Origin of the sequence: Clavibacter capsici, from assembly GCF_001280205.1 — a bacterium.
Classification (GTDB): domain Bacteria; phylum Actinomycetota; class Actinomycetes; order Actinomycetales; family Microbacteriaceae; genus Clavibacter; species Clavibacter capsici.
The window spans coordinates 931,088-954,040 of record NZ_CP012573.1 but is presented as its reverse complement, the minus strand read 5'-3'; the positions used below and the strand labels follow the sequence as shown (position 1 = coordinate 954,040).

Genomic DNA, 22,953 nt, shown 5'->3' with positions numbered 1-22,953 from the left:
CGCGGGCCCGCCCGGCCGACCGGACGCTACGCGTCGAGCAGCGTGACGAGGTAGCGGCCGTACCCGCTCTTGATGAGCGGACGCGCGAGCTCCTCGAGGGCGTCCCGGTCGATCCAGCCGGCGCGGTACGCGATCTCCTCGATGCAGCCGATCTTGAAGCCCTGGCGGTCCTCGATGACCTTCACGTACTCGGAGGCCTGCATCATGCTCTCGAACGTGCCCGTGTCGAGCCACGCGGTGCCGCGGTCGAGCACCTGCACGCGCAGGCGCCCGGCCTGGAGGTAGTGGTCGTTGACGGCCGTGATCTCGAGCTCCCCGCGCTCGCTCGGCTGGATGCCCTTGGCGATCTCGACCACGTCGTTGTCGAAGAAGTAGAGGCCGGGCACCGCGTAGGCGCTCTTCGGCTGCGCGGGCTTCTCCTCGATGGAGACGGCCGTGAAGTCCTCGTCGAACTCGACGACGCCGTAGGCCGTCGGATCCGCTACGTGGTACGCGAAGATGAGGGCGCCGTCGATGTCGGTGTTCCTCCGCAGGCTCGTGCCGAGGCCGGCGCCGTGGAAGATGTTGTCGCCGAGGACGAGCGCGACCGAGTCGTCGCCGATGAACTCCTCGCCGATGACGAACGCCTGCGCGAGGCCGTCGGGCGAGGGCTGCACGGCGTACTCGATGCGCATGCCGAGGTGCGAGCCGTCGCCGAGCAGGGCCCGGAACTGGTGGTTGTACTCGGGCGTCGTGATGATGAGCACCTCGCGGATGTCCGCCATCATCAGCGTCGACAGGGGGTAGTAGATCATCGGCTTGTCGTAGATGGGCATCAGCTGCTTGCTGATGCCCTTCGTGATCGGCCAGAGCCGGGTGCCGGAGCCGCCGGCCAGGATGATGCCCTTCATGGGTCAGCTCACCTTCTGCGAGTCGTGGAAGGCGCGCATGTCCGACCAGGTGGGGAGGAGCCCGGCGGCCGCCGCCTCGGCGAGCGTCGGGGCCTCGAGGTCCTTCGGGGAGAGCAGCGGCTCGCCGGCCTCGTCGGGGAAGACGAGGCCGACCTCGGCGTCGAGGGGGTTGATGCCGTGCTCGGCCGACGGGTTGTAGACGTCGCTCACGAGGTAGGTGACGGCCGCGTCGTCGGTCAGCGCGACGAAGCAGTGGCCGAGGCCCTCGGAGAGGTAGACGGCCTTGTGGGTCCGGGTGTCGAGGCGGACGCTGTCCCACTGGCCGAAGGTCGGGGATCCGACCCGGATGTCGACGATGAAGTCGAGCACGGCGCCGGAGACGGCCTTCACGTGCTTGGCCTGCCCGCGGGGCACGTCGGCGAAGTGGACGCCGCGCACGACGCCGCGCTTCGACACGCTCATGTTGGCCTGGCGGAGGTCGAGGGGATGGCCCACGACCCGCTCGAGCTCGTCGAACCGGTACCACTCGAGGAACACGCCCCGGTCGTCGGTGCGCTGGACGGGGGTGATCTCGTACGCGTCGGGTACGGCGAGTTCGCGGATCTGCACGGGTCGGAGTCTAGCAACGGGCCGATCAGAGCCCCGGGCCGCCCTCTCCCCGCGGCCGACGGAACGAGAACCAGCGGTGCCCGACGTAGCTGATGAGCGTGATCGCCACCACGATCATCGCCTGCGCCGCGAGGCGCGGCACCCCGGCCGCCACGAGCAGCGGCAGCGAGACGGCGTTCAGCGTGATCGACACCGCGTACACGGAGACGAAGCGCGCCAGGTCGCGCAGGACGTGCCCCCGGACGCGGAACACGAGGTGCCGGTACAGGACGAAGGCCACGAGCACGGCGACGGCGTAGCTCCCGGCGAGCGGCACCAGGGATCCGAGCACCCGCTGGCCCGCGTCGTCGAGCGCGCGTCCGGCGGTGGCGGCGAGCCCGGCGAACAGGAGGAACGCGAAGGCGGTGTTGAAGCCGCCGACGAGGAGGAACGCCACGCGCTCGTCGCGGAGGAGCGCGCGGATGCGGGAGGCGGCCATGCCTGCATCCTGCCCTCTCGCGACCCTCCTGGTCCGCGCATCCCCCGCATGGGGACATGGCCCCGGGCGGCTCCGCCGGTACACTCGCAGGCGGTCCGTCCCCGATCATCGCGGACCCTCCCCCGACGTCGGCCCACCCGCCCGGCGTCTCGACGACAGGACGTATCCCCCATGAGGATCCTCGTGACCGGCGGCGCCGGCTTCATCGGCTCCAACTTCGTGCGCCACGCGCTCCAGGACCACTACGCCGGCCTCGAGGGCGCCGACGTCGTCGTGCTCGACGCGCTGACCTACTCGGGCAACCTCGAGAACCTCGCGCCCGTCAGCGACTCCCCGCGGTACACGTTCGTCCAGGGCGACATCCGCGACGACGCCGTGCTCGACGAGTGGATCCCGCAGGTCGACGCGGTCGTGCACTTCGCCGCCGAGAGCCACGTCGACCGGTCCGTCCGCGACGCGAGCATCTTCGTCGAGACCAACGTGCTCGGCACGCAGAAGCTCCTCGACGCGGCCCTCCGCCACGACCTGAAGCGCTTCGTGCACGTCTCCACCGACGAGGTCTACGGATCCATCGCCGAGGGCTCGTGGGATGAGGAGCGTCCGCTCGAGCCCAACTCCCCCTACTCCGCGTCGAAGGCGGGCAGCGACCTGCTCGCCCGCTCGTACCACCGCACGCACGGGCTGGACGTGTCGATCACGCGCTGCTCGAACAACTACGGGCCGTACCACTTCCCCGAGAAGGTCATCCCGCTGTTCGTCACGAACCTCATCGACGACAAGCACGTGCCGCTGTACGGCGAGGGCCTCAACATCCGCGACTGGCTGCACGTCGACGACCACTGCCGCGGCATCGCGCTCGTGCTCGTGCAGGGCGCGCCCGGCGAGATCTACAACATCGGCGGCGGCACCGAGCTCACGAACCGCGAGCTCACGCAGCTGCTGCTCGACGCCACCGGCCGCGACTGGTCGTACGTCGACCGCGTCGAGGACCGCAAGGGCCACGACCTCCGCTACTCCGTCGACATCTCCAAGATCCAGCGCGAGCTCGGCTACGCCCCGCAGGTGCCGTTCGCCGAGGGCCTCGCCGACGTCGTGCAGTGGTACCGCGACAACCGCTCCTGGTGGGAGCCGCTGAAGACGCGCGCCGAGCTGCCCGCGTGAGCCGCGTCCTCGTCACCGGCGGCGGCGGGATGCTCGGGCAGGACCTCCTGCCCGCCCTCGCCGCGCACGAGGTGACCGCGCCCCGGCGCGCCGAGCTCGACATCACCGACGAGGACGCCGTCCGCCTGGCGGTCGCCGGGCACGACGTGGTCGTCAACCTCGCCGCGTACACCGCGGTGGACGCCGCCGAGGAGCACGAGGACGAGGCCCGGGCCGTCAACGCGACCGGTGCCGGCGTGCTGGCGCGCGCCGCCGCCGAGGCGGGTGCCCGCATCGTGCACGTGTCCACCGACTACGTCTTCGACGGATCCGCCACCTCCCCCTACCCGGAGGACGCGCCCCACGCGCCCGTCTCCGCCTACGGCCGCACCAAGGCCGAGGGCGAGCGGCTCGTGCTCGAGGGCCACCCGACCGGCGCGAGCGTCATGCGCACGGCCTGGCTGTACGGCGCGGGCGGGCCCTCCTTCCCATCCACGATGCTGCGGCTCGCGGCCTCGCACGAGACGGTGTCGGTGGTGGACGACCAGCGCGGCCAGCCCACCTGGACGGTCGACCTCGCGGCCCGCCTCGTCGAGCTGGTCGACGCCGGCGCGCCCGCGGGCGTGTTCCACGGCACGGGCTCCGGCGAGACGACCTGGCACGGCCTCGCGCGCGCCGTCTTCGCGGAGGCGGGCCTGGATCCCGAGCGCGTGCTGCCCACGGACAGCGCGTCCTTCGTGCGGCCGGCCCCGCGCCCCGCCTACTCCGTCCTCGGGCACGACGCCTGGGCCCGCGTCGGTCTCCCGCCGCTGCGCGACTGGCGCGAGGCGCTGTCCGACGCCGCCGGGCACGGCGTCCTCCGGGCGCGCTGACGGTTACACTCGTGTCCGGTCCGATCCCGGACACCCGAGCCGATCCCGCTCCGCGCCCCGCGCGAGCCCCACGCAGTCCGAAGGGGACCATCACGTGTCGAGCATGACGAGTTCCCAGTCGAGGGAGTTCTCGAGGCCCGGCACGGGCGCGGGGCTCCTGGACGTGTACCGCCGCCGCTACCTCCTCTCCCTCCTCGTCAAGAAGGAGGTGCAGGTCAGGTACCGCGGATCCGTCCTCGGCTGGCTCTGGTCGTACGTGAAGCCGGCCGCGCAGTTCGCGGTCTTCTTCGTCGCGATGGGCGTCTTCCTGCGGCTCAACCAGAACCAGGTGAACTACCCGATCTACCTGTTCTCGGGGATCATCCTCATCAACTTCTACACCGAGGCGTTCTCGAACTCGACCAAGTCGCTCGTGGACAACGGGGCGCTGATCAAGAAGATCTACCTGCCACGGGAGCTGTTCCCGGTGTCGAGCACGTTCGTCGCGCTCGTGAACTTCCTGCCCCAGCTCGTGATCCTCCTCGTGGTCTGCCTCTTCGTCGGCTGGGCGCCGACGCCCGTGCAGGTGCTCGGCATCCTGCTCGGCATCGCCATCATCGGCACGCTCGCCATCGGCCTCGGGATGCTCTTCGGCGCCGCCAACGTGTCGTTCCGCGACTCGCAGAACTTCGTCGAGCTCATCGTCATGGTGGTCGTGTGGGCCTCTCCCGTGCTCTACCCCTTCGCGCAGGTGCGCGGCGTGCTGCCCGACTGGCTGCTCGTGATCTACCAGCTGAACCCGGTCACCGCCGCCGTCGAGCTCTTCCACGCCGGCTTCTGGTACCCGACCACCGGCGGCACGGGCGACCTGCCCGAGAACCTCTGGATGTACGGGTTCATCGCCCTCGGCGTCTCGCTCCTGAGCCTCCTGCTCGGGCAGCTCGTCTTCAAGAAGCTGGAGGGGCGCTTTGCCCAGGACCTCTGAGTCGGACGCGCTGCCGCGCATCATCGTCGAGAACGTGCGGAAGTCCTTCCTCCTCCGCCACACGCACTCCATCAAGGAGACGGTCATCGCGGCGGTCCGCCGGAAGCCGCTCGCGTCGACCTTCGACGCGCTGGAGGACGTGAGCTTCTCCGTCCGCCCCGGCGAGTCCGTGGCGCTCATGGGCTTCAACGGGTCCGGCAAGTCCACGCTGCTGAAGCTCATCTCGGGCGTCTACCAGCCCGACAGCGGCGAGGTGCTCGCGCGCGGCCGCATCGCCGGCCTCATCGAGGTGGGCGCGGGCTTCCACCCCGACCTCTCGGGCCGCGAGAACATCTACCTCAACGCCGCGATCCTCGGCATGGAGCAGCACGAGATCGACGCGCGCTTCGACCAGATCGTCGAGTTCAGCGAGATCGAGAAGTTCATCGACACCGAGGTCAAGCACTACTCCTCGGGCATGTTCCTGCGGCTGGCGTTCTCGGTCGCCATCCACACGGAGGTCGACATCCTGCTGGTGGACGAGATCCTCTCCGTGGGCGACGAGCCGTTCCAGCGCAAGTGCCTCGCCAAGATCCGCGAGCTGCACGACGCGGGCAAGACGCTCGTCGTCGTCAGCCACGACCTCGACATGGTCTCGGACCTCTGCGAGCGCGGGATCCTGATCCAGTCCGGCAAGGTCGCCTTCGACGGCCCGTCCAAGGACGCCGTCGAGCGGATGCGCCAGGGCTGACCGCGCCCGGCGCTCCTCCCGTGTCCCCGGGGCGGGCGCCGGTACGATGGTCCTCCCGCGGGCCGACCCGACACCCGCGCGATGGAGGACCGTGACCACCACGCTGCGCGTGATCATCGACCAGCTGACCGGGCCCACCCCCGGTGGCATCGGCCGCTACGCCGAGGACCTGACGAGCGCCATCGTCGCCACCACCCCCAGCGGGTGCGAGGTCGAGGGCGTCGTCTCCGCGATCACGCCCGAGCAGACCGCCGACCTCGAGGCGCGGCTGCCCGGCCTCGCCCGGATCACGCGCGTCCCGCTCCCCCGCCGCGAGCTGTCGCGCGCGTGGCAGCTCGGCCTGCCGACGCCCGGCACCACGGGCATGGTCCACGCGCCCGGCCTCCTCGCGCCGCTGCGCCGCCACGACCGCGTGAACACGAACGACCAGATCGTGGCCACGATCCACGACGTCAACGCGTGGACGCACCCGGAGAGCATGACGAGCGCGTCCGTCTCCTGGGCCAAGGCCATGGCGAAGCGCGCGCGCAAGCACGCCGACGCCGTCGTCGTGCCGTCCCACGCGCTGGCCGAGGAGCTGGCCCGCTACGTCGACCTCGGCGACCGCGTGCGGGTGATCGGCGGGGCCGTCAGCCCGCGCATCGCCCTGCCCGCGGATCCCGCCGCCCGCGCCGCCGAGCTCGACCTGCCCGCCGACTACCTGCTCACCGTCGGCAGCCTCGAGCCGCGCAAGGGCGTCCAGGCCCTCGTGCAGGCGCTCGTGCGGCCGGAGACCGGCGACCTGCCGCTGCTCGTCGTCGGCCCCGCCACGTGGGGCGACGTCGAGCTCGCCCAGGTCGCGGACGAGGCGGGCGTCGACCCGTCGCGCGTGCGCAGCCTCGGATCCCTGTCGGACCCCGACCTGGCCGTCGCGCTCGACCGCGCCACGGTCTTCGTGCACCCCAGCCTCTCGGAGGGCTTCGGCCTGCCGGTGGTCGAGGCGCTGTCCTTCGGCACGCCCGTCGTCCACTCGGACGCGCCCGCCCTCCTCGAGGTCGCGGCGGACGCGGGCGTCGTCGTGCCCCGCGAGGATCCCGACGGCTACCCGCTGCGCCTCGCCGAGGCCATCGGCGGCCTGCTGTCCGACACGGCTGCGCGCGAGCGCCTCGCGGTCGTCGGCCAGGACCGCGCCCGCGCGTTCAGCTGGCGCGACTCGGCCGAGAAGGTCTGGCAGCTGCACGCCGACCTCTAGGGCGCATCCCCGGGATCAGCCGGCGGAGCCGTTCGCGAACTGCTGCTGGATGGCCTGCCGGATCGCCGGGAAGTCCGGCTTCTGCGAGTCGAACCGCGGCGGCACGATCTCCAGGTCGTCGATGGGCTGGTCCTTGGTCTTCAGCGCGAGCTGCGTGAAGTAGCCGAGCATGCCGCGCGGGATGTCGGTCTTGACGACCTGCTGGCCGGCCGCCGCGATCGCGTCGAACTTGGTGAGCACGTTCGCCGGGTCGAACTGCTTCAGCACCGCCTGCTGCACCTCGCGCTGGCGCGACATGCGGTCGTAGTCGGTGGTCTGGTAGCGGGATCTCGCGTACCAGAGCGCGTGGTAGCCGTCGAGCTTCTGCTGTCCGGGCTCGATCCACTCGGGGATCGGCACCGGCCGGAACTTGTCGTCGTGGCCCGAGCCCATGCCGATGCGGCGCTTCACGTCGATGTCGATGCCGCCGAGCGCGTCCACCATCTCGGAGAAGCCCTGCATGTCGATGAGCGCGTAGTACTGGATCGTGAGCCCGGTGACGCCCTGCACCGCCTCGCGCATCGCCTCGATGCCCGGGAGGCTGCCCTTCTCCTTCGCGTCGGGGTAGAGGTCCTGCTTGTAGACCTCGACCTCGGTGTAGATGGAGTTGAGCATGCAGGCGTCCACGTCGCAGCGCTGGTAGCCGTTGGGGTAGCGCGCCGTCAACGGCGAGCCGTCCGAGAACGGCACCTTCTCCATGTCCCGCGGGAGCCCGACCATGGTGGCGTGGCCCGTCTCGGCGTCGACGCTCACGACGGTGATGCTGTCGGGGCGCAGGCCCGCCCGGTCGCTGCCCGCGTCGCCGCCGAGCAGCATGATGTTGTACCGGCCGTCGACGGGGGCCTCGGTCGCGTAGTCGCCGAAGATCCCGCCGAGGGCGCCGCGGCCGACGCCGACGATGTAGGCGGCGTAGCCCGCGGATCCGGCGGTGCCGACCATGAGCAGCACCGACAGCGCCGCGATGACGGGGCGGGCGCGGGGCGCCACGCGGATGATCCGCGCGAGCCGCAGCGTGTCCAGCGCGAGCACCACCCAGAGCACGGCGTAGGCGGCGAGCAGCACCTGCAGCAGCACGAGCAGCCAGTCCTGCGACACCACCTGGAGCAGCGCGCCGCGGGCGAAGAGCGCGAGGCCGCCGCCCACGACGGCGAGGCCCCAGACGACGAGCGTGGAGGCGAGGCCCACGCGGCCGAGGCGGCGGTTCCCCGCGAGGACCTGGGCGGATCCCGGGATGAGGACGTTCAGCACGACGAGCCACCAGGCCCTGGTGGTCATGATGCGCGGCGACCGGCTGTCCGGGTGCCGGATGGGCTGCGTCAGGCTCACTCGCTCGACGAGACCTTCTGCTGGAGCGCGGCGTTCTTCCGCTCGACGAGCTCGGCCAGCTCGGCGCGGTGGCGCGCGAGGGCGTCGGCGATGCGGTCGTCGGAGGTGGAGAGGATCCGCGCGGCGAGGAGCCCCGCGTTCTCGGCGCCGCCGATGGAGACCGTGGCGACGGGGACGCCCGCGGGCATCTGGACGATCGAGAGCAGGGAGTCCATGCCGTCGAGGGTCGCCAGCGGCACGGGCACGCCGATGACGGGCAGGGTCGTGACGGACGCGAGCATGCCCGGCAGGTGCGCTGCGCCGCCGGCCCCGGCGACGATGACGCGGATCCCCCGGTCCCGTGCGGTCTGCCCGTAGGCGATCATGCGCTCGGGCGTGCGGTGCGCGGAGAGCACCTCGACCTCGTGGGCGATGCCGAGGGCGTCGAGCGCGAGGGACGCCTTCTCCATCACGTTCCAGTCGGAGTCGGAGCCCATGACGAGGCCGACGAGTGCAGGGGTGTCGGGATTCACGGGCTCCATGCTAGGTGCCGCTCGCCGGGTGCCCGCCCGCGCCACGCAGCCGCGGGCGGGCCCGCCGCTCAGCCGCGGAAGAAGGCCGCGGCGGCGCGCGCCCGGTACGCCGTCTCGTCGAGGTCGTCGCCCACCACGGTCACGTGCCCGACCTTGCGGCCGGGGCGCGGGTCCTTGCCGTAGAAGTGGAAGCGGGCGTCCGGCTGGTCGGCCAGAGCCCGCGGGTAGCGGTCGGCGACGGTGCCCGTCTCCGGTCCCCCCAGCACGTTGATCATGACGGACCACGGGGCGAGCGGCCGGGTGGATCCGAGCGGCAGGTCGAGCACGGCCCGCAGGTGCTGCTCGAACTGGCCCGTGACCGCGCCGTCCATCGACCAGTGGCCGGTGTTGTGGGGGCGCATGGCGAGCTCGTTGACGAGCAGGCGCCCGTCGACGGTCTCGAACAGCTCGACGGCGAGCACGCCCGTGACGCCGAGCCCCTCGGCGATCCCGCGCGCCATCCCCTCCGCCGCCTCGCGCAGCCGGGGCTCGCGCCGTGCGCGGGCGCGATGACCTCGGCGCACACGCCGTCGCGCTGGATCGACTCGACGACGGGCCACGCGGCGATCTCGCCCGACGGCCGGCGCGCGACCGACTGCGCGAGCTCGCGCGCGTAGTCGACGAGCTCCTCCGCCAGCAGCGCGTCGCCCGTGCCCAGCGCCTGGAACCAGTCGTCGGCCTCGTCGGCCGAGCGCACGACGCGCACGCCCTTGCCGTCGTAGCCGCCGCGCGGCGTCTTCACGACCGCGACGCCGCCGTTCTCGGCCAGGAACGCGGCGAGCGCGTCCCGGTCGGGGACGCGGGCCCAGACCGGGACGGGCACGCCGAGGGCCTCGAGCCGCTCGCGCATGAGGAGCTTGTCCTGGGCGACCAGCAGGGCGTCCGGCCCCGGGTGCACGGCGACGCCCTCGGCGACGAGCGCGCGCAGGACGTGCTGCGGGACGTGCTCGTGGTCGAACGTGATCACGTCGACGTCGCGGGCGAACGCGCGCACGACGTCGAGGTCGCGGTAGTCGCCGACGGCGGTCGCGGCGAGGCCGGCGGACATGCCGTCCGCCTCGGCGAGCACGCGGATCCCGATGCCGAGCTCCACGGCGGGCGCGATCATCATCCGGGCGAGCTGGCCGCCTCCGACGACTCCGACGGTGGGCGTCATGGTGTCCTCCTCCAGGTGCGTGGGCCCGCAGGCGCCTGCGGGCGGCGGGACGACCGGCGACCGGTGCGGGGGATGCAGCCGGTATCGTGGTCCGTCGCGCCACCCGCCATCCTCCCGCATCCCGGACGGACCCCGCCCATGTCCCCACGCCGCTCGCTCGCCTCGCTCGGCGTGCAGATCGCGCGGTTCGGGCTCGTCGGCGGCCTCGGCTTCGCGGTGGACCTCGCGGTCTTCAACCTCCTGCGCGCCACCGTGCTGCACCCGGACGCCCTCGACGCCGGCCCGCTGCTCGCGAAGGTCGCGTCCACGGTGGTCGCCATCGCGGTCAACTGGGTCGGCAACCGCTACTGGACCTTCGGCGACCAGCGCACCACGCGCCGCGGCCGCGAGGCGCTCGAGTTCCTCGTCGTCAGCCTGCTGGGCATGGCCATCGGCCTCGCGTGCCTCTACGTCTCGCACTACGTGCTGGGCCTCACGTCGCCGCTCGCCGACAACGTGTCCGCCAACGTCATCGGCCTCGGGCTCGGATCCGCGGTGCGCTTCGTGCTGTACCGCCAGTGGGTCTACTCCCCCGCCCGGCGCCACGCGGCGCTCCCGGCGTCGTCCCCGCGCGCGGCGGACGCGGAGCGCGTCCCCGTCGCCTGAGGGCCGCCACGGGCGGGCGCCGTGCCGCCGCGCAGCGCGTCAGCCGTCCGCCGCGTCAGCCGCGCTGCCAGGGCTGCGTGTCGTCGGGCCACGCGTCGGCCTGCCGCCACGTGGGATCCCCGGGCCGGCCGCGCCGCGACTCCTCCTGACGGCGGCGCTCGGCGACCATGTTCGCGTTCTCCTCCATGAGGTCCTGCAGCGCCTGCACCACGAGCACCGCCGACGGCACGTCGCGGAGCACGACGGGCGACTCGAGCCCCGCGTTGATGGTGACGTGGCCGCTCCGGTGCAGGTGCTGCAGCGGCCCGCGGCGGAGGGTGACGTCGTAGCCGCGCGAGTGCAGCAGCTCCTGGCGGGTGCGCACGAAGAACCCGTGCGAGACGATGAGCCGCCGGGTCGTCACCGTGTAGCGGCGGTTGAGCCACACGAGCACGGGCAGGACGGTGACGAAGACCGCGACGCCCGCGAGCGCGACGAGCAGGAGCGCGTTCTCCCACGGCTCCGGGAACCAGCCGCCGAGGTAGCCGGCGGCCAGGCAGATCGCGATGAGCAGGAGCACCGGCAGCGTGAGAGCCCGGCCGTGCGGGCGGAGGCGCACGAGGACGCGCTCGGGCTCGGCGGCCGAGATCTGCTGCGGCGGCGCGGCGGGCGGGGCCGCCGGACGGCCGAGGCGCGGATCGACGTCGCGCTCGTCGGCCAGGCGCGCCGCCTCGTCCTCGGCCAGGCGCTCGCGCTCGGCCCTCTCCGCCTTGCGACGGGCTCGGCGGCCGCCGCGGACGGGCAGGGCCCTGCCGCCCTCGCCGGGTGCGTACCGCTGCGTGTCACCCGTGTGCGCCATGCCTCATTGATACCGCAGATGCGTCACGTCCCCGGCGGCGACAGACGTGATGGCCGGATCCCCGGGCGACTCCACGGTGAGCCGGCCGTCGTCGTCGACCCCGGTCGCGCGCCCGAGCAGCTCGCCGCCGCCCGGGAGCTCGACCCGGACGTCCCTGCCGATCGTGGCGCACGTGCGCGCGAGCTCCTCGACGAGGCCGGCCGCGCGCGCGTCGCCGTCCGCGTCGACCCACGCCCGGTAGCGGGCGCGGAACGCCGTGAGGTAGGCGGCGAGGATCGCGTCGACGTCCGGCTCGGCCACGCCCGCGAGCCGGAGGGAGGTCGAGGTGGCCGTGGGCAGCTCCGCCTCCTCGAGCGTGAGGTTGAGGCCCGTGCCCACGAGGAGCAGGCCGGGCGCGACGAGCTCGCCGAGGATCCCCGAGACCTTCCGGCCGTCCACGTGCACGTCGTTCGGCCACTTCAGCGTGACCTCGGCGGGCGCGGGGACGACGTCGCGCAGGGTGGCGACCAGCGCGAGCCCGGCGACGAGCGGCAGCCAGCCCGGGTCGAGGTCCGCGCGGCCCGTCGCGCAGAGCACGCTCACCGCGAGCGTCCGGCCCGGCGGCGCGACCCACGTGCGTCCGCGGCGCCCGCGCCCCGCCGTCTGGTCGAGGGTCACGACGGCCGATCCGTCGGGCCAGCCGGCGGGATCCGCGGACGCCCGCCGGGCCAGCTCGTCGTTGGTCGAGCCGACCGTCTCCAGGGCGACGAGGCGGGGGGCGACGCGGCGGCTGAGCGGGAGGTCCATGCCGTCACCGTACCCAGCCGACCAGGAGGACACCGCACCCGGCACGCCCCGTCTTCTGTGCACGGTCTACAACGGCGGGGCGGATGCCCGCCGGTACAGTGAGGCGGGTGACTGCACACGAGCCAGACGAGGACGCCGGCGCCCCGGACATGTACACGACCGCCGGCAAGCTCGCCGACCTGAAGAGGCGGTACCACGAGGCCGTCACCGCGAGCGGCGAGGCCGCCATCGAGAAGCAGCACGCGCGCGGCAAGATGACCGCCCGCGAGCGCATCGACCAGCTGCTCGACCACGGCTCGTTCGTCGAGCTCGACGAGTTCGTCCGCCACCGCACGCACGCGTTCGGCATGGACGCGAAGCGGCCCTACGGCGACTCCGTCGTCACCGGCACCGGCACGATCAACGGCCGCCAGGTGGCCGTGTACTCGCAGGACTTCACGATCTTCGGCGGCTCGCTCGGCGAGGTCGCGGGCGAGAAGATCATCAAGGTCATGGAGCTCGCCATCAAGACGGGCGTCCCCATCATCGGCATCCTCGACTCGGGCGGCGCCCGCATCCAGGAGGGCGTGGTCGCGCTCGGCAAGTACGGCGAGATCTTCCGCCTGAACACGCGCGCGTCCGGCGTCATCCCGCAGATCTCGCTCATCATGGGCCCGGCCGCGGGCGGCGCCGTGTACTCCCCGGCGCTCACCGACTTCGTGATCATGGTCGACAAGACCAGCCACATGTTCGTCACGGGCCCCGACGTCATCAAGACGGTCACGGGCGAGGAGGTCGGCTTCGAGGAGCTCGGCGGCGCCCTGACCCACAACAAGGTCTCCGGCGTCGCGCACTACCTCGCGAGCGACGAGGACGACGCGCTCGACTACGCGCGCACGCTCCTCGGCTTCCTGCCGGACAACAACCTCGCCGAGCTGCCGGAGTTCCCCCGCACCGCGGACCTCGAGATCACCGCGCAGGACCTCAAGCTCGACACGATCATCCCGGACAGCCCGAACCAGCCGTACGACATGCGGACGATCATCGAGCTCGTCGTCGACGACGGGGAGTTCCTCGAGACGCAGCCGCTGTTCGCCCCGAACATCATCGTCGGGTTCGCGCGGGTCGAGGGCCGCTCGGTCGGCATCATCGCGAACCAGCCGAACGCGATGGCCGGCACGCTGAACATCGAGGCGGGCGAGAAGGCCAGCCGCTTCGTCCGGTTCTGCGACGCGTTCTCCATCCCGATCCTCACGCTCGTCGACGTGCCCGGCTACCTGCCCGGCACCGACCAGGAGTGGACGGGCGTCATCCGCCGCGGCGCGAAGCTCCTGTACGCGTACGCCGAGGCGACCGTGCCGCTCGTCACCGTCATCACGCGCAAGGCCTACGGCGGCGCGTACATCGTCATGGGCTCCAAGCAGCTCGGCGCCGACATCAACCTCGCATGGCCCACGGCCGAGATCGCGGTGATGGGCGGCCAGGGCGCCGTCAACATCCTGTACCGCGGCGAGATCAAGCGCGCGGAGGCCGCGGGCGAGGACGTCGCGGCCGTGCGCACCCGGCTCGCGAACGAGTACACGTACAACGTGGCCAGCCCGTTCCTCGCGGCCGAGCGCGGCGAGCTCGACAACGTGATCCAGCCGGCCGCCACGCGCGCGTCCGTCATCAAGGCGCTGCGGGCGCTGCGCACGAAGCGCGCCAGCCTGCCGCCCAAGAAGCACGGGAACATCCCGCTGTGAGCGACGCCCCCGACGCCGCGCTCGGCGGCTTCCGCGTGCTCGGCGGATCCCCCACGGAGGAGGAGCTGGCGGCCGCGACGGCCGTCATCGCGGCCCTCGCGGCGCAGCCGGCGTCCGAGCAGCCCGAGCGTCGCGCACCTGATGCCTGGCAGCGGTCGCAGCGCGCCGTGCGCGGCCCCCTCACGCCGGGCCCGGGGCGCTGGCGCGGCTTCGCGGGCTGAGCGCCGGCCGCGGCCGCGGGCGTTTCCCACAGGCTGTGTCCTCGCAAATGACGACTTGGCCGGGTCCATGACGTTGCGTGAGACTCATCGTGCTGGGGGGCCCGCATCGCGGGTCAGTCAACACGGCGTCGTCCAACTGTGGTGAGCAGACGACGCCGGGGGGCGGATCATCCTGGTGCTCGGGTCACCGGGATGACCGGAGGGGCGCGGGGCGGACGGTGCAGGCACCGGCCCCGCGCCTCTCAGCACCGGTCCCGATCGCCGGTCAGGCCCGCGGGCGCGGGATCTCCAGCCACAGGTCGACCTCGTCGTCCAGGTCGTCGCTGCCCAGCAGGCTCGCGCTGCCGTCGCCCGCCACGCTGAGGCCGACGACCGTGATCGCCGTGTCGGATCCCTCCGGCACCGTGCGCGCGATGATCTTGTCCGCCCGCGTGTCCCGCACGGCGGCGGCCAGGCGGTCGAGCACGACGTCGCGCGTGGCCTCGTCGAGGTCGTCGATGCCGCCCTCGTCGAGGAGCGTCACGACCGTGCCGCGGCGCCGGGCGAGCATCACCTGCTCCCGCACGGCGTCGTTGAGGAGCGTCCGGCCGCGGATCTCGTCGCGGATCGCGCCCTCGAGGTAGAGGCACTCCTGCCGCTCCTCCGGTGACAGGTCGCCGCCGGTCTCCACGATGCGGCGGAGCATCGGGACCGCCATGCGGCTCGTCTGGCGGAGGCGGAACTGGCGCTCGTAGAGGTGCGCCTCCTGCGCCGCCTGCCAGTCGGCGGCCTCGCGCTCGGCGCGGTGGAACTGCCGTGCGTCGCGCGCGGCCTTGGCGAGGGCGTGCGCGAGGACGTGCGACACGGCGACCCAGAGGACGCTGCCGGTCACGCCGTAGTCGACGAGGCCGCCCGGTCCCGCCCACAGGACCGTCTGGACGGCGAGGATCACGACGCCCGCCCAGGCGAACCCCTGCCGACGCCGCGCGGACGTGATCGTCATGAGGGTCCCGACGGCCGCCACGTGCCACGTCGCGAACGGGGCCGTGTGCCCCGCGGTCAGCTGGCTGGTGACGAGGACGGGCACGACGATCGCGACGGCGAGGTCGAACGACGCGAGCCACACGGGCATCACGGTCGGGCTCGTCGGCCACAGGCTCATGGTCGTGGCGACGAGGTAGAGGGCCACCGCCAGGAGCGTCACGGCCGGATCCGCGGGGGCCTCGATCGCCACGAGCGCGAGCACCACGTGGTACGCCGAGAACAGGGCGGCGACGCCGAGGATGATGGAGCGCGGGACGACGATCACCGGTCGCCGCCCTCGACCTCGGCAGGAGCGGCGGCGGGCACGTCGGCGTCCGCGGCCGCGGCGCCGACGACGGCCTCGGGGCCGTCGGGCGCGGGCCAGCGGATCCGCACGGCCGTGCCCTCCCCCGGCGCCGACTCGATCGTGACGAGCCCGCCCGCCTGCGCCACGCGCTCCTTGATGGACACGCGGAGCCCGAGGCGCTCGGTGGGGATGCGGCGCTGGTCGAAGCCCGCCCCGTCGTCGACGACGTCGATCGCGACCCCCTCGTCGCCGTGGCCCGCGATGACGAGGCGGCGGGTGATGGCCTCGGCGGAGGTCCCGGCGTGCTGCAGGCTGTTCATCATCGCCTGCACGGCGGCGGAGTAGATCGCCTCGGCGGTGGCCACGGGGACCGTGCGCGTGCCCAGGTCGCGGGTCTCCAGCACGAACGGGGCGGACAGCGCCGAGGCGGCGTCGACGATGCGCTTCGCGACGGCGCGCAGCGGCACCGAGGCGTCGTCGTCGGTGCCCTGCTCGGCCGCGGCGAGGTGGCCCATGGCGTTGGCCGCCATGGTGGCGGCGAGCTCCCGGGAGGCGGGATCCGCGGTCCGGGCCGCCGAGAGCAGCGTGGTGAGGACGCTGTCGTGCACGATCGCGTCCACCTGCACGCGCTCCACCTCGGTGGCGTGCTGGCGCACCGCGTGCGAGTAGCGGGTCAGCGCCGTGCCCTGCGCCCAGTCGACGCCGAGGGCCGCCTGGCGGAGCACCGTGACGATCATCAGGACGCTGCCGCCGAGGATGATCGAGTACAGCACCTGGAGGAACGAGTCGATCGGCGTGATGACGCCGTGACGCACCACCACCTCCAGGAAGCCGAGCGCGAGCGGCACGGCGACCGTGTAGATCACGGCGATCCAGAGCCGGAACGCCATGGCGGCGCACGTCGTGGCCACGGTGAGCTCCTGGTACAGGAACGGCTGCGGGGTGGTGGCGAGCGCGGCGGGCTCGATGGCGAACGGCCAGGTCACGAGGGCGAGGACGAACAGCACGGCCACGGTCGCGTGGGCGGGCACGACGCCGCGGCGGATGATGCCGGCCACGCAGGTCCAGACGAGGCCGCCGAAGAACAGCGTGAGGAACGCGACGTTCCAGGCGAGCCGCATGCCGTCCAGCTGCTCGCTGATCACCTGCAGCGACTGCAGGGCGAAGAGCAGGCCGAACGCGCCGGCGCCGCGGCCGAGGATCGTCTCGATGCGGGCGAGGCTGATGGGGTTGTCGGGGGTGCGCGGCGGGTTCCCGGCGAGGGCGCGCGTCACGGGTGCCGCCGTCGGCGGGCGCTGGCCGGTGGCCTAGCGGGCATCGCCGCCGTCCTGGTCCAGGCCCGGGAGGATGCCGTCCTCCACGGCGCGGCGGAGGAGGTCGACCTTGGTGGGTGCCGGACGGCCCACCTCGACGTACTTCACGCGGATCCGGTCGAGGTACTCGCGCGCCGTGCTGTTCGCGATGCCGAGCTGCTGCGCGACGAGCTTGAGCGGCAGGCCGGATGCGTAGAGGTGGAGCACGTCGCGCTCGCGGCGGCCGAGCTGGGCCTTGGCGAAGTCGCGGTCCGCGTCGATGGCGGTGGCCCACTCGAGGTTGTTGAGCACGTCACCCCGGGCCACCGTGGCGACGGCCGCCATGACGGTCTGGGTGGCCGACGACTTCGGGATGACGCCCGCGGCGCCGGCGGCCAGCGCCTCGCGGACGCTCGCGACGCGGTCCGCGATGCTGTGCACGAGCACCGCGGCGCCCGTGCCCTGCGCGGCCTTCACGTTGTCGGTGACCGACGAGCCGTCGCCGAGCGAGAGGTCGAGCACGACCACGTCGCACTCGCGGCCGACGAGGCCCTCGACGAGCTCGCGGGCGTTCGCGGCGGCGAGGATGAACTCGTAGCCGGCGTCGAGGCACGCGGCCTTGAGGCCGAGGCGCACCGACTCGTGGTCGTCCACCACCGCGACGCGGACGGGCGGACGGCCGTCGGCCGCCGGATCGGATCCCTGCGTGGTGTCGGTCATCCGGCTCCCCCTCGTCGCGTGACGCCGTCGATCCCCGACGGTCCCCTCGCCCACTGTATAGCCCGGCGGGACGGCACCCCGGGCGGGACGGCACCCGGGCCGGGCGCCGCGCCCTGCCGGGCCGACGCCCGGGGATCCCGGTCAGGAGGCGGCGGGCACCAGCACGGCGACGCTCTCCACGTGGTGCGTGTGCGGGAACAGGTCGAACGACCGGACGGAGCGGAGCTCGTAGCCGCGCTCGGCGAACAGGGCCACGTCGCGGGCGAGCGCGACGGGGTCGCACGCCACGTAGACGACCTGCGCGGGACGCAGCTCGGCGAGCGCGTCGACGACGGGCTTCTTGGCACCGGCGCGCGGCGGGTCGAGGACGACGGTCGCGCCCTGCAGCCGGCGGCGCTCCGCGGGGCTCGCCTCGCGCACGAGGTGCTGGAGGTAGCGGTCGACGCGGGCGGTCAGCGCCGCGGCCCCCACCCACTGCGCCAGGTTGTCGCCGGCGAACTCGGTGGCGACCTCGTCGCTCTCCACGCTCGTGATGCGCACGGTGTCGCCGAAGCGGTCGCCCACGGCGGCCGCCAGCAGCCCGACGCCCCCGTAGAGGTCGAGGTTCGCGGCGCGCGGGTCGAAGAGGGCCTCGTCGATCGAGGACTGGACGGCGTCGTACAGCGTCTCGGCCGCGCGGCGGTGCACCTGCCAGAAGCCGCCGGCCTCCAGCTTGAACTCCCGGTCGCGCACGCGCTCGGTGATGGTGTCGCGACGCTGCGGCTTGCCGTCGATGAGGAGCATGCGCACGTGGCCGTCCGCCGGGGCGACCAGGTCGATCCCCTCGACGCCGGGGAAGCGCTGGCCGAAGGGCGCCGCGCCGTTGACGCCCGCGGTGGCGAGGGGCAGCGACTCGACGGGGACCACGCGGTGCGAGCGCGAGGAGTACGGACCCACGCGGCCGTCGCCGTCGACGTGCAGGCTGACGCGCGTGCGCCAGCCGAGGCCGTCCGCCTCGTCGTCGCCGGGGAGCGCCCGGACCTCGACCTCGCGGTCGACGCCCGCCATGCGGGACAGGGAGTCGACGACGACCCGGCGCTTGAGCTCGCGCTGGTGCGCCAGGTCGATGTGGCCGAGCTCGGCGCCGCCGACCCGGTCCTCGGGCGCGCGGTCGACCGAGGCCTCGGCCCACACGTGCGGACGGCGGTGCGGGGAGGCGTCCAGCACCTCGACCGTGTCGGCGCGCCAGAAGGACTTCTTGGAGTCCTCCGTGATGCGCGCGCGCACCCGCTCGCCGGGGATCGCGTCCGAGACGAAGACCACCCGGCCGTCGTGCCTGGCGACGGAGACTCCCCCGTGCGCGATGTTGGTCACGTCCACCTCGACCTCGCGGCCCACCTGCTCACCCATGCGGCAACCCTGACACACGCGGGCACCCCCGGCAGACGGAGCCGGTCCCGCCGGCACCTCGGACGCGCATGCCACGATGATCCGATGACGACGCGCCTGCACCTCGCCTCCACGTCCCCCGCCCGCCTGGCGCTCCTCCGGTCCGCGGGCGTCGAGCCCGTCGTGCTGCACTCGGACGTCGACGAGCCCGCCGCGGTCGCCGCCGCCGAGGCCGCGCACGGTCCCCTCGCACCCGAGGAGATGGTGCAGCTCCTCGCACGGGCCAAGGCCGAGGCCGTCGTCGGCCAGCTCGTCGCGGGCTCGCCCCTCACGGGCCTGGTGCTCGGCGGCGACTCGGCCTTCGAGATCGACGGCGTCGTGCACGGCAAGCCGCACACCGTCGAGCGCGCCGCGGAGCGCTGGCGCGCGCAGCGGGGCCGCGAGGGCCGCCTGCACTCCGGCCACTGGCTCATCGAGGTCGCCGACGGCCGGATCGTCCGCGGGATCGGGCGCGCGGCCGTCGCGGACGTGCGCTTCCGGGCCGACATCGACGACGACGAGATCGACGCCTACGTGGCCACGGGCGAGCCGCTCCTCGTCGCCGGGTCCTTCACCATCGACAGCCTCGGCGCGGCCTTCATCGAGCGGATCCAGGGCGACCCGAGCACGGTCGTCGGCCTGTCGCTGCCGACCCTGCGCGGCCTGGTGCGCGAGCTCGGCGTCGCGTGGCCCGACCTCTGGAACCGGCCGGGCGCGGTCGCGGCCCGCCTCGTCTGACGCGGACGGGCCTCAGCCCATCCCGAGGACCTCGATGCGGTCGGCGAGGTACGCCGCGAGCGGCCGGGTCTCGTGGGCGTTCGGCCCCCACTGCACGCGCAGCTCGCGTCCGCGCAGCGACAGCGGCCCGGATCCCCGTGCCAGCGACGCCGCGTCGAGCGCGATCGGCTCCCAGTCGTAGTCGACCGCGTCGCCCTCCGCGAACGCGCGGACGGCCTGGCGCCTGGCCTCCTTCCGCGCCTCCACGCCCGAATCGAGGCCCTGCGAGCGCGTGGGCTCCACGGCGCGCGTGATGCTGCCGGTGCGGCGGAGGGATCCGTCGGCCGAGAGCAGCAGCACGCCGAGCCGCCAGGCGCGTCCGACCGGCACCATCGCGGGCTGCCGCCTGATGGGCCCGAACGACCGCTTGGCGCGGACCTCGGCGAGCGCCTCGTCGGGCGCGCGGCGCGCCTGGAGCTCGGCCACCGTGCGGGCGAGGAGGTCCGCGAGGTCGACCGCGGCGGCCTGCGCGTCGTCGTCGCCGGTGCCGGGTGCCGTCATGCGTCGATCATGCCAGGGCGAGGCCGGCGGCGGCCGGTTGTGGGCGCGCGTACCCCGCCGTCCCACATGTTTGTGGCGACCCTCCGAAGCCGCACGCATCCCAGACCCTAGGCTGGGGTCCCATGACGCGTGTGAACAAGGTCCTCATCGCCAACCGAGGCGAGATCGCCGTCCGCATCATCCGAGCGGCGAAGGACGCGGGGATCGGCTCGGTCGCCGTCTACGCCGACCAGGACCGCGACGCGCTGCACGTCACGCTCGCCGACGAGGCCTATGCCCTTGACGGGCAGACCAGCGCGGACACGTACCTCGTCATCGCGAAGCTCCTCTCCGTCGCCCGCCGCTCCGGCGCCGACGCGGTGCACCCGGGCTACGGCTTCCTCGCCGAGAACGCCGACTTCGCGCAGCAGGTCATCGACGCCGGCCTCATCTGGATCGGCCCCTCCCCCAGCGCCATCGAGCAGCTCGGCGACAAGGTCACGGCCCGGCACGTGGCCGAGCGCGTGGGCGCGCCGCTCGCGCCCGGCACGCTCAACCCCGTCTCCGGCGCCGACGAGGTGCTCGACTTCGTCGACGTGCACGGCCTCCCGGTCGCGATCAAGGCGGCGTTCGGCGGCGGCGGTCGCGGCCTCAAGGTCGCCCGCACCCGCGAGGAGGTGCCGGAGCTGTTCGACTCCGCCACCCGCGAGGCCGTCGCCGCGTTCGGCCGCGGCGAGTGCTTCGTCGAGAAGTACCTCGACCGCCCGCGTCACGTCGAGACCCAGTGCCTCGCCGACTCGGCCGGCAACGTCGTCGTCATCTCCACCCGCGACTGCTCGCTCCAGCGCCGCCACCAGAAGCTCGTCGAGGAGGCGCCCGCGCCGTTCCTCACCGAGGAGCAGGACGCGCAGCTGTACGCGGCGTCCAAGGCGATCCTCCGCGAGGTCGGCTACGTCGGCGCCGGGACGTGCGAGTTCCTCGTCGCGCAGGACGGCACCATCTCCTTCCTCGAGGTCAACACGCGCCTGCAGGTCGAGCACTGCGTGTCCGAGGAGGTCACGGGCATCGACCTCGTGCGCGAGCAGTTCCGCATCGCCGCGGGCGGCCTCATCGACTACGACGACCCGGCGCCGCGCGGCCACTCGTTCGAGTTCCGCATCAACGGCGAGGACCCGGGCCGCGGCTTCTTCCCCGCGCCCGGCCCGGTGCACGTCTTCCAGGCGCCCGGCGGCCCCGGCGTGCGCGTCGACTCGGGCGTGCGGGCGGGCGACGTGGTCTCCGGCGCCTTCGACTCCCTGCTCGCGAAGCTCGTGGTCACGGGATCCAGCCGCGAGGACGCCCTCGAGCGCTCGCGTCGCGCCCTCGACGAGTTCGAGGTGCAGGGCCTGCCGACCGTGCTGCCCTTCCACCGCGCGATCGTGCGCGACCCGGCGTTCGCGCCGACGGACGGCGCGCCCTTCTCCGTCTACACGCGCTGGATCGAGACCGACTTCGACAACACCATCGAGCCCTGGTCGGGCGCCCTCGAGGACGCCGCCGAGGCGCCCGCGCGGCACACGGTCGTGGTCGAGGTCGGCGGCAAGCGCATCGAGGTGAGCCTCCCCGAGGACCTCGCGCCCGCAGCGGGGGCATCGTCGTCACGTCGCGCAGCAGCGGCTCCCGCCCGCCGCAAGCAGGCGGGCTCCGTCGACACCTCGGGCGGCGGATCCGTCACCTCGCCCATGCAGGCCACCGTCGTGAAGCTCGCCGTCGAGGAGGGCCAGCAGGTCGTCAAGGGCGACCTCCTCGTCGTCCTGGAGGCCATGAAGATGGAGCAGCCCCTCACGGCGCACACCGCGGGCACCGTCACGGGCCTCGCGGCCGAGGTCGGCCAGACCGTCCCCTCGGGGCACCGCCTGCTCGACATCGTGTGATCCCCTCCAGCCCTGCCTGCCGCTCAGGCGTCTGCGCTGTTCCCCTCGTCGAGTCGCCGCCAGGCCAGCGCCCCTGAGCACCCGAGGATGAGCCCCAGCGCGCCCGACGCGATCTGCTCGAGAAGCGCGGTGTACTGGAGGATCGTGAGAACCGCGGGGATCACATAGAGGGCGGCGGCTGTGGCGAGCGCGCCGACCGCGGTCACGCCAGCGAAGCCCCTGAGGCTCGCGAGGACCAGGCCGCTCTCGATTCCCTCTCGGCCGACGACCCATATCGCGAGTACGAGGACCACACCGGCGACTACCTGAGCGCCCGTCTGCAGCCCGCCTCTCGCCAACCCACCCTCCCCAGCGAGCGGCCATGCCATGGAGACCATGTCGCTGACCACGCCATAAGCGCCGAAGAGCACGAGACCCACCGCGGCGAGTCGTGCATTCCGCTCTCCACTCCCTCTTCCGATGAGCATCGCCATCAGGCTCCAACCGACCAGCACCAGCACGTCCGCTGCGATGAGTGCAGCTGGACCGCCGAACACCTCGAGCGCCAAGATCCCGACGTCGCTGCTGATTCGAGCGACATGGACTGAAGAATGGAGAAGACCGACCACCGCGGCCAATGCGAGCGCCGAGCCAGCGAACGTGTGAATGACTGCATGACGACGACCTGTTTCCATGGAGAAACCTGCTTTCTCGAGGCAAAATATCCCGTACGCTATCGCCCCCTTGTCGCCTGCGCTGAAGTTCTGCACAGTCTTGTCGAGAGATCTCCTCTACCACAGTCGCGCGCCACGGGCATTAGCTCGCGTCCAGCGCCATCGGCTCTTATCCTCCTCTCTCGAGGACGCATGAATCGCGTCC

General features: G+C 73.0%; 23 protein-coding genes and 1 pseudogene. 10 read left to right on the top strand and 14 right to left on the bottom strand.

Annotated features, from left to right (window positions below; all coding sequences use genetic code 11):
* Positions 1–26: 26 nt before the first annotated feature.
* The 3 genes from rfbA to AES38_RS04595 are packed head-to-tail and all read right to left on the bottom strand — an operon-like array spanning position 27 to position 1,977.
* On the bottom strand, positions 27–890 hold the full coding sequence (gene rfbA, locus AES38_RS04605) for a glucose-1-phosphate thymidylyltransferase RfbA (protein WP_053773986.1): 864 nt from the start codon (positions 888–890) through the stop codon (positions 27–29).
* A 3-nt stretch (positions 891–893) separates the two neighbouring features.
* The gene (locus tag AES38_RS04600; protein ID WP_053773985.1) at positions 894–1,499 is read right to left on the bottom strand and encodes a dTDP-4-dehydrorhamnose 3,5-epimerase family protein; all 606 of its coding nucleotides are present in this window, start codon (positions 1,497–1,499) and stop codon (positions 894–896) included.
* Between the two features lie 25 nt (positions 1,500–1,524).
* Positions 1,525–1,977, bottom strand: a complete 453-nt coding sequence (locus AES38_RS04595) for a GtrA family protein (RefSeq protein ID WP_053773984.1) — start codon at positions 1,975–1,977, stop codon at positions 1,525–1,527.
* Positions 1,978–2,148: 171 nt separating this feature from the next.
* On the opposite strand from AES38_RS04595, the gene rfbB reads away from it, so the two are divergent.
* The 5 genes from rfbB (at position 2,149) to AES38_RS04570 (ending at position 6,914) form a co-directional block, all read left to right on the top strand.
* Complete coding sequence (gene rfbB / locus AES38_RS04590; RefSeq protein ID WP_053773983.1) at positions 2,149–3,138, top strand: dTDP-glucose 4,6-dehydratase; 990 nt, start codon at positions 2,149–2,151, stop codon at positions 3,136–3,138.
* Positions 3,135–3,989: a dTDP-4-dehydrorhamnose reductase gene (gene rfbD, locus AES38_RS04585; protein ID WP_053773982.1), complete on the top strand. Its 855-nt coding sequence runs from the start codon at positions 3,135–3,137 to the stop codon at positions 3,987–3,989. Before rfbB ends, rfbD begins: the two co-directional genes overlap by 4 nt.
* 94 nt (positions 3,990–4,083) lie before the next feature.
* Entirely contained in the window at positions 4,084–4,953 is an 870-nt protein-coding gene (locus tag AES38_RS04580; protein ID WP_080754849.1) for an ABC transporter permease, read from the top strand.
* Positions 4,937–5,683: an ABC transporter ATP-binding protein gene (locus tag AES38_RS04575; RefSeq protein WP_053773981.1), complete on the top strand. Its 747-nt coding sequence runs from the start codon at positions 4,937–4,939 to the stop codon at positions 5,681–5,683. The genes AES38_RS04580 and AES38_RS04575 overlap by 17 nt, the downstream gene beginning before the upstream one ends.
* Before the next feature lie 91 nt (positions 5,684–5,774).
* Positions 5,775–6,914: a glycosyltransferase family 4 protein gene (locus AES38_RS04570; RefSeq protein ID WP_081001837.1), complete on the top strand. Its 1,140-nt coding sequence runs from the start codon at positions 5,775–5,777 to the stop codon at positions 6,912–6,914.
* 15 nt (positions 6,915–6,929) lie between these two features.
* On the opposite strand, the gene AES38_RS04565 is transcribed toward AES38_RS04570, so the two are convergent.
* The 3 genes and pseudogenes from AES38_RS04565 to AES38_RS04555 all read right to left on the bottom strand — a co-directional run bounded on the left by AES38_RS04565 (position 6,930) and on the right by AES38_RS04555 (position 9,986).
* A complete protein-coding gene (locus AES38_RS04565) occupies positions 6,930–8,228 on the bottom strand; it encodes an LCP family protein (protein WP_242430825.1) in 1,299 nt (432 codons plus the stop codon).
* A gap of 47 nt (positions 8,229–8,275) precedes the next feature.
* Positions 8,276–8,800 (bottom strand): 5-(carboxyamino)imidazole ribonucleotide mutase, encoded by a 525-nt coding sequence (gene purE, locus AES38_RS04560; protein ID WP_053773978.1) that lies wholly within the window; start codon positions 8,798–8,800, stop codon positions 8,276–8,278.
* A gap of 59 nt (positions 8,801–8,859) precedes the next feature.
* Positions 8,860–9,986: pseudogene (locus tag AES38_RS04555) on the bottom strand (5-(carboxyamino)imidazole ribonucleotide synthase).
* A gap of 138 nt (positions 9,987–10,124) precedes the next feature.
* On the opposite strand from AES38_RS04555, the gene AES38_RS04550 reads away from it, so the two are divergent.
* Positions 10,125–10,631, top strand: a complete 507-nt coding sequence (locus tag AES38_RS04550) for a GtrA family protein (RefSeq protein ID WP_053773977.1) — start codon at positions 10,125–10,127, stop codon at positions 10,629–10,631.
* Between the two features lie 55 nt (positions 10,632–10,686).
* On the opposite strand, the gene AES38_RS04545 is transcribed toward AES38_RS04550, so the two are convergent.
* Positions 10,687–11,469 carry a PH domain-containing protein gene (locus AES38_RS04545; protein WP_053773976.1) on the bottom strand — a complete coding sequence of 261 codons (783 nt, stop codon included), beginning with the start codon at positions 11,467–11,469 and terminating at the stop codon, positions 10,687–10,689.
* A 3-nt stretch (positions 11,470–11,472) separates the two neighbouring features.
* Entirely contained in the window at positions 11,473–12,255 is a 783-nt protein-coding gene (locus AES38_RS04540) for a biotin--[acetyl-CoA-carboxylase] ligase (protein ID WP_053773975.1), read from the bottom strand.
* A 149-nt stretch (positions 12,256–12,404) separates the two neighbouring features.
* Between AES38_RS04540 and AES38_RS04535 the strand changes: the two genes are divergently transcribed.
* A complete protein-coding gene (locus tag AES38_RS04535) occupies positions 12,405–13,976 on the top strand; it encodes an acyl-CoA carboxylase subunit beta (RefSeq protein WP_167441267.1) in 1,572 nt (523 codons plus the stop codon).
* Positions 13,973–14,197 carry an acyl-CoA carboxylase subunit epsilon gene (locus tag AES38_RS04530; RefSeq protein ID WP_053773973.1) on the top strand — a complete coding sequence of 75 codons (225 nt, stop codon included), beginning with the start codon at positions 13,973–13,975 and terminating at the stop codon, positions 14,195–14,197. The genes AES38_RS04535 and AES38_RS04530 overlap by 4 nt, the downstream gene beginning before the upstream one ends.
* Before the next feature lie 265 nt (positions 14,198–14,462).
* Here the strand turns inward: AES38_RS04530 and AES38_RS04525 are convergent, their stop codons facing one another.
* The 4 genes from AES38_RS04525 to AES38_RS04510 form a co-directional block, all read right to left on the bottom strand.
* Complete coding sequence (locus AES38_RS04525) at positions 14,463–15,485, bottom strand: DUF8320 family protein (RefSeq protein WP_053773972.1); 1,023 nt, start codon at positions 15,483–15,485, stop codon at positions 14,463–14,465.
* Complete coding sequence (locus tag AES38_RS04520; protein ID WP_244629233.1) at positions 15,482–16,780, bottom strand: sensor histidine kinase; 1,299 nt, start codon at positions 16,778–16,780, stop codon at positions 15,482–15,484. Before AES38_RS04520 ends, AES38_RS04525 begins: the two co-directional genes overlap by 4 nt.
* Positions 16,781–16,813: 33 nt before the next feature.
* A complete protein-coding gene (locus AES38_RS04515; protein ID WP_053773971.1) occupies positions 16,814–17,518 on the bottom strand; it encodes a response regulator transcription factor in 705 nt (234 codons plus the stop codon).
* 141 nt (positions 17,519–17,659) lie between these two features.
* Positions 17,660–18,907, bottom strand: a complete 1,248-nt coding sequence (locus AES38_RS04510; RefSeq protein WP_053773970.1) for a class I SAM-dependent RNA methyltransferase — start codon at positions 18,905–18,907, stop codon at positions 17,660–17,662.
* An 84-nt stretch (positions 18,908–18,991) separates the two neighbouring features.
* Here AES38_RS04510 and AES38_RS04505 point away from each other — a divergent pair, with 84 nt between their 5' ends.
* Positions 18,992–19,663 carry a Maf family protein gene (locus tag AES38_RS04505; protein ID WP_053773969.1) on the top strand — a complete coding sequence of 224 codons (672 nt, stop codon included), beginning with the start codon at positions 18,992–18,994 and terminating at the stop codon, positions 19,661–19,663.
* Positions 19,664–19,675: 12 nt separating this feature from the next.
* Here AES38_RS04505 and AES38_RS04500 read toward each other — a convergent pair whose 3' ends face one another.
* Entirely contained in the window at positions 19,676–20,203 is a 528-nt protein-coding gene (locus AES38_RS04500; protein WP_053773968.1) for a hypothetical protein, read from the bottom strand.
* Positions 20,204–20,325: 122 nt separating this feature from the next.
* Between AES38_RS04500 and AES38_RS04495 the strand changes: the two genes are divergently transcribed.
* Positions 20,326–22,095 carry an acetyl/propionyl/methylcrotonyl-CoA carboxylase subunit alpha gene (locus AES38_RS04495; protein ID WP_053773967.1) on the top strand — a complete coding sequence of 590 codons (1,770 nt, stop codon included), beginning with the start codon at positions 20,326–20,328 and terminating at the stop codon, positions 22,093–22,095.
* Positions 22,096–22,118: 23 nt separating this feature from the next.
* On the opposite strand, the gene AES38_RS04490 is transcribed toward AES38_RS04495, so the two are convergent.
* Complete coding sequence (locus AES38_RS04490; RefSeq protein WP_053773966.1) at positions 22,119–22,844, bottom strand: hypothetical protein; 726 nt, start codon at positions 22,842–22,844, stop codon at positions 22,119–22,121.
* Positions 22,845–22,953: the final 109 nt, after the last annotated feature.